The sequence below is a fragment of the Alcanivorax sp. HI0083 genome, from assembly GCF_001635175.1.
The window spans coordinates 1-6,527 of record NZ_LWFX01000915.1 but is presented as its reverse complement, the minus strand read 5'-3'; the positions used below and the strand labels follow the sequence as shown (position 1 = coordinate 6,527).

The 6,527-nt window shown below is 59.6% G+C and carries 3 protein-coding genes; 2 read left to right on the top strand and 1 reads right to left on the bottom strand.

Going from position 1 to position 6,527, the window contains the following annotated elements; all coding sequences use genetic code 11:
- A partial coding sequence (mltF, locus tag A3754_RS09550; RefSeq protein WP_063519481.1) for a membrane-bound lytic murein transglycosylase MltF occupies nt 1-1,390 on the bottom strand: 1,390 nt, incomplete at its 3' end.
- 406 nt (nt 1,391-1,796) lie between these two features.
- Here mltF and purL point away from each other — a divergent pair.
- Entirely contained in the window at nt 1,797-5,687 is a 3,891-nt protein-coding gene (gene purL / locus A3754_RS09545) for a phosphoribosylformylglycinamidine synthase (RefSeq protein ID WP_063519480.1), read from the top strand.
- A 175-nt stretch (nt 5,688-5,862) separates the two neighbouring features.
- Nucleotides 5,863-6,527: PaaI family thioesterase (locus A3754_RS09540; RefSeq protein ID WP_063519479.1), on the top strand; the 665-nt coding region annotated here is incomplete at its 3' end.

Genomic DNA, 6,527 nt, shown 5'->3' with positions numbered 1-6,527 from the left:
TGAGCGTGCCATCGCGGCGGCGGGAATTTTCCGCCCACACCAGCAGATCGTAGTAGCGGCGAATATGACGGACGTACACCACCGCCTGGCCGCCCCGGGCGTTGCCGTAGCGAAGCTGGTCTGCATAGGCCGGCTTGGCCAGCAGCGGCAGGCGCTGTTTCACGTCCTGCCAGTTGTCCGGGTCGCCGCCCTGGCGCTGGGTCAGCACGCGGGCATCTTCCAGGTGGCCAAAGCCCACGTTGTAGGCGGCCAGCGCCATCCAGGTGCGGCTTGGCTCGGGAATGCGGTCGGGAATCCGCGCATGGGTGCGTCGCAGGTAGGCGGCGCCGGCGCTGATGCTCTGTGACGGATCGGTGCGATCACTGATACCCATCTGGCGAGCGGTATCGTTGGTGAGCATCATCAGGCCCTTGACCCCGGTGGGGGAGATGGCCTGGGGGTCCCACAGGGATTCCTGGTAGGCGAGGGCAGCCAGCAGGCGCCAGTCAAAGCCGCTGTTGTCTTCGGCTTCCTTGAACAGCCCTTCATAAAGCGGCAGGCGGTCGTCCAGGTGGCGCATAAAGCTGCGTGCCGCGTACAGGTTGAACTGTTCCACATGCCCGTAAAAGCGGTCTTCCAGCTTGGCGGTAGTGCCGTCCGCCTTGGCTTGGGTCAGGTAGCGCTGCGCGGCCATATACAGGCTTTTGTCATCTTTCGGATTAAAGGCCCAGGCCAGCGGCATATCGGTGGCCACGGTGTAATCGGCAATCAGGTCAGGCCAGAGCGCACGTTGCAGGGCGTAACTGTTGGAATTGATCAGGGTGTAGTCGACCTGACCGTCTTCCACCAGCGCCAGCAGTTGCTCGGGGGTGGCGTTTTCCACTTCCTGGAATGCCAGCTCGGGATTGTCCAGCTGTGCCTTGATCAGCAGCTCGGCGTGGCTGGAGCCGGCGCTTACTGCCACCTTCTGGTCGTTCAGCTCGCTCAGGTCGGTAATTCGTGGGCTGCTCAGGCGGCGTACCAGCAGGGTATCGATATTTTGGTAGCGAGTGCTGAAGCGCAGGCTTTCGCTGCGCTCTGTGGTGGCGACCAGGCCAGCGGCGGCAATGTCTGCCGTGCCCTTGCGGATAGCATAGCGGATGTAGGAGAGATCGTCGGATTCGAGGATGCGCAGTTCTACCCCCAGGCTGTCAGCGAACCCTTTGGCGAGTTCGTATTCCATGCCGGTGAAACCGTGCTGATCTTCGTAATAGGTCGTGTTGGACGGGCGGGTTAGCACCACCAGCTCCCCACGGGCGATAACGCGCTCCATGGCGGAGGGGGTGGGACGCATGGCCAGCATTAGCCCCAGTACGCTGAACAGTGCCAGCGAGGCGAGCAAATGCTTGCTGTGTCGAAAGAATACCGTCACTTGGTGGTACCTCTGTCAGGTTGTCCAGACAGGTCGATACTGCTTACCGCCGACCGGTGAAAGGCCCTATGCCTTCGCTATTGTTCCTTACTTGTGATCTATATCACGAAATTGCGGCGCAACTCTATCATCGGCAAATGGCTGTTCTGTAAAGCTTTGTCGAACAATTGCTCCTTTTTTGCACAATTTTTAAAAGTCAGGAAAAGAGCATTAAATTGCGTATCAGGCGTCATTCGTAGGTGTTTTGCTGCTGCCTGATGACAGGGTGAGCCGGCCTGTTCCGGGCGCAAATTGCGGAGTAAATCGGCGGCTTGAGAGGCTGCGAGCGACGAGCAAATCCCGTATCATTGCCGACCTGAATAACTGGCACCCCTCAATCCCTATTGGTAATCATATAAGGCGCACTATGCTGATCCTCTCCGGAAGCCCGGCCCTGTCCGCATTTCGTAAGGAAAAACTGCTTGAGTCCCTGAATGGCGTATCGGCCCTGTCGGCGCGCTATGTGCATTTTGTGGAGTTGTCTGCGCCACTGGATGCTGCGCAGCAGCAGATACTGGAAGGCTTGCTTCAGTATGGCCCCAGTGTCGAAGAGGCCCAGGTTGAGGGGCAGCGTTTCGTGGTTGTGCCCCGCCCGGGCACGATTTCCCCCTGGTCGTCCAAGGCCACGGATATTTGCCACAACGCCGGGTTGACCCAGGTAGAGCGGATTGAGCGCGGTATTGAATATCGCCTGGACGCAGACGGTGACCGCGACGCTCTGGCCGCCGCCCTGCACGACCGGATGGTCGAAGTGGTGCTGGCAGAGCTGGACGATGCCGAAGCCTTGTTTACCCATCACCAGCCCCGGGAATTGACCACCGTGGATATTCTCGGCGGTGGCCGTGGGGCGCTGGAAGCGGCCAATGGAGAGCTGGGCCTGGCGTTGGCGGCGGATGAGATTGAATACCTGGTGGAACAGTTCACTGCGCTCGGACGTAACCCCTCAGACGCAGAATTGATGATGTTTGCCCAGGCCAACTCCGAGCACTGCCGCCACAAGATTTTCAATGCGGACTGGACGATTGACGGCGAAGAACAGGATCTGAGCCTGTTCGGGATGATCCGCAATACCTACAAGCATGCGCCGGAAGGGGTGCTAAGCGCTTACAGCGATAACTCGTCGGTAGTGGCCGGTCCGGTGGCTGATCGCTTTTTCCCTGCGCCGGGCAGTCAGCAGTACCAGTTCGTGAACGAACCGGTGCATATGCTGATGAAGGTGGAAACCCATAACCACCCTACGGCGATTGCGCCGCATCCGGGGGCGGCCACCGGTTCCGGTGGTGAAATCCGTGACGAAGGTGCCACCGGCCGTGGCTCCAAGCCCAAGGCCGGGTTGAACGGCTTTTCCGTATCCAATCTGAATATCCCCGGTTTTGGCCAGCCCTGGGAGCAGCCCTACGGTAAACCCGGGCGCATTGCCTCTGCACTGGACATCATGATCGAGGGGCCGATTGGCGCTGCTGCATTCAATAACGAATTTGGTCGTCCCAATCTGTGTGGTTACTTCCGTACCCTGGAAATTAACGCACCAGGTGTGAACGGTGATGAGATGCGCGGTTACCACAAGCCGATCATGATCGCCGGTGGCCTGGGCAACATCCGTGATGGTCATGTGGAGAAGAACCCGATTCCCGCCGGCGCCAAGATTATTGTGTTGGGTGGCCCGGCCATGCTGATCGGGCTGGGCGGCGGGGCGGCCAGTTCCATGGCCTCCGGCCAGTCTGCGGAAGCGCTGGATTTTGCTTCAGTGCAGCGCGAGAACCCGGAAATTGAGCGTCGGGTACAGGAAGTGATTGATCGCTGCTGGGCCCGCGGGGACGATAACCCGATTGTATCCATTCACGATGTGGGCGCTGGCGGTTTGTCCAACGCCTTGCCGGAGCTGGTCCACGATCATGATATGGGCGCCCAGCTGGAGCTGCGCAAAGTGCCCAGTTCCGAGCCCGGCATGAGCCCGGTGGAAATCTGGTGTAATGAAGCCCAGGAGCGTTATGTGCTGGCCGTGATGCCAGACGATTTGCCGGACTTCGACGCCATCTGTCAGCGTGAGCGCACTCCCTACGCTGTGCTGGGCGAAGCCACCGATGCCGAGCACCTGACCGTGAGCGATGAGCATTTCGGCAAGGCGCCGGTGGATCTGCCCATGGACCTGCTGTTCGGCAAACCGCCGAAAATGCTGCGCAGTTTCGAGCGCGAAGATTTTGTGCGTCAGGCGTTCACCACTGAAGATATCGACCTGAAAGAAGCCGGTGAGCGGGTGATGCGCCTGCCGTCCGTGGCCTCCAAGAGCTTCCTGATTACCATCGGCGACCGCTCCATTACCGGGCTGGTGCACCGGGACCAGATGGTTGGCCCCTGGCAGGTGCCGGTGGCTGATTGTGCTGTGACCGCTACCGGCTTTAATCCCAACGCAGACAACAAAACCACAGGCGAAGCCATGGCCATGGGGGAGCGTACCCCGGTGGCTCTGGTGGACGCAGCGGCGTCCGGGCGGATGGCGGTGGCCGAGTCCATCACCAATATTGCCGGCGCCCATCTGGGCGATCTGGGCCAGATCAGCATGTCGGCCAACTGGATGGCGGCAGCGGGTCACCCGGGTGAAGATCAGGCTTTGTTCGATGCGGTGAAAGCGGTGGGCATGGACCTGTGTCCGAAGTTGGGTATCGCCATTCCGGTGGGCAAGGATTCGTTGTCCATGCGCACGGTCTGGAACGACAAGGGCATCGATAAAAGCGTCACCGCACCCATGTCGCTGGTGATTTCTGCCTTTTCCACGGTGACCGACATCGACCTGACGGTGACCCCGGAGCTGAAAACCGGTGTGGACAGCGAACTGCTGCTGCTGGACCTGGGCCGTGGTCAGAACCGCATGGCCGGCTCCGCCCTGGCGCAGGTGTACGGCAAGGTCGGTGATATCGCGCCGGACCTGGACGATGCCAAAGACCTGATCGCTTTCTTCGAGGTGACCCAGCAGTTGCTGGCCGAACGCAAACTGTTGGCCTATCACGACCGCTCCGACGGCGGTCTGTTTACCAGCCTGGTGGAAATGGCCTTTGCTGCCCGCACGGGGCTGGATATTTCCCTGGATCCCCTGGCCGGCGATACCCCGGAAGCCGTGGCGGCGCTGTTTACCGAAGAGCTGGGCGCGGTGTTGCAGGTGGAAAAATCCCACGCGGAAGAAGTGGTTGCCCGTTATGCCGAGGCGGGTCTCGGGCAGTGTGTTCACCGTTTGGGACAACCGGATGGCGACGATGTGATTCGCCTGCGTTTGGGGGGGGGGATTTTGCTGGAAACCCCGCGCCGTGAATTGCAGCGTATCTGGGCGGAAACCAGTTATCAGGTGCAGTCCCTGCGGGATAACCCGGATTGTGCCCGTCAGGAATTTGATGCGATTCCGCACAGCAATGGTCCGGGCCTGAATGTGCGGCTGACCTTTGATATGACGGAAAACCCGGCGGCGCCGTTCATCAATACTGGCAACAAACCGCAAATGGCCATCCTGCGCGAGCAGGGCGTTAATGGTCAGACAGAAATGGCGGCGGCGTTTGATCGCGTCGGCTTCTCCGCCGTTGATGTGCACATGAGTGATTTGCTCGAAGGCCGTGTGAAGCTGGATGACTTCAAGGGGCTGGTGGCCTGTGGCGGTTTCTCCTACGGGGACGTGCTGGGTGCCGGCGGTGGCTGGGCCAAGACCGTGCTCTATAACGACGCAATGCGCGAAGCGTTTAACCGTTTCTTCTTCCGTGAAGACACCTTTGCGCTGGGGGTCTGTAACGGCTGCCAGATGCTGTCGCATTTGAAAGACCTGATTCCCGGGGCGGAACACTGGCCGCGTTTTGTGCGTAACCTGTCTGAGCAGTTCGAGGCGCGTACTTCTCTGGTGGAAGTGCAGGATTCCCCGTCCATCTTGTTGAAAGACATGGCTGGCACGCGCATTCCGATTGCCGTGGCTCATGGGGAAGGCCGTGTGGAGCTGGCGGATGACGCCCTGAATCGCAATATCGAGCAACGCCTGGTGAGCCTGCGCTATGTGGACGGCCTGGGTAACCCGGCCGAACAGTACCCGGCCAACCCTAATGGTTCTCCGCAGGGGGTAACCGGCTTTACCACCACTGACGGGCGCGTCACCATCATGATGCCGCACCCGGAGCGGGTGTTCCGGGTGCTGCAGAACAGCTGGATTCCGGACGACTGGCGTGGTCACGAGAATGGTCCCTGGTTGCGGATGTTTGCCAACGCCCGCAAATGGGTGGGTTAAAAGCAGTGGATAGTTGATAGTGGACAGTTGACAGCTGGAAACTGAAAAAGGCGGAAATGGGGTGGCCATTTCCGCCTTTTTTATGTCCTTTTATGAGCTTGAGCTGCAGAGCCTCTCCCCTCAGAATCAAACGATTGTTTGAATTTCTTCGTGATTAATTATTCATTGGTGATCTGTGTCTGAAAAAATCTTCGGCCCTTTTGAGCTGCAAAAGGCCTACAAAACCGAGCCTGTGCCCAGTGATTTTGCACAGCGCCGCCGTATCAGTGCGGCCATGCAATTACTGGCGGAGCGGTTGATTCGCGCAGAAGCGGATGAAGCAACCCTGGCTGCCTGGGTAGAGCAACTGGAAGCCATGGTAGAGACGGTGGGCACACCGGAGCGTCGTGATACCCGTGAAGCGAATCGAAAACTGTTTACCGGTAAAGCCACCGCAGACGATATCTATCACATGATGGACTACGACCCGGTGGGCGGCCTGTCCAACCCGATTGCTCCCCAGGTGCAGTGGGTGCAGGAAGATCAGGATGGTATCCGTGGAGAAGTCAGCCTGGGGCTTCAGTATCAGGGGCCGCCGGGACGGGTGCATGGCGGGGTGATCGCCTGGCTGCTGGATGCAGGGCTCTCCCGTGCGCTGCATGCCGCGTTTCGTTTGGGCGTCACCGGTACGTTGAATATCCGTTATCTGGCAGCGACACCCATAGAAGCGCCGATTGAATGTCGGGCGCACATTACCGGCCAGGAAGGGCGGAAAATTTTTGTAGAGGGCGGCATCTGGCACGGGGACACCCAGACCGTCAGCGCAGAAGGTGTCTGGTTGACACCCAAGAGTCTGGGGTA

Coding starts and splice junctions, on each gene's coding strand:
- purL (WP_063519480.1), top strand. CDS start 1,797: ATGCTGATCCTCTCCGGAAGCCCGGCCCTGTCCGCATTTCGTAAGGAA.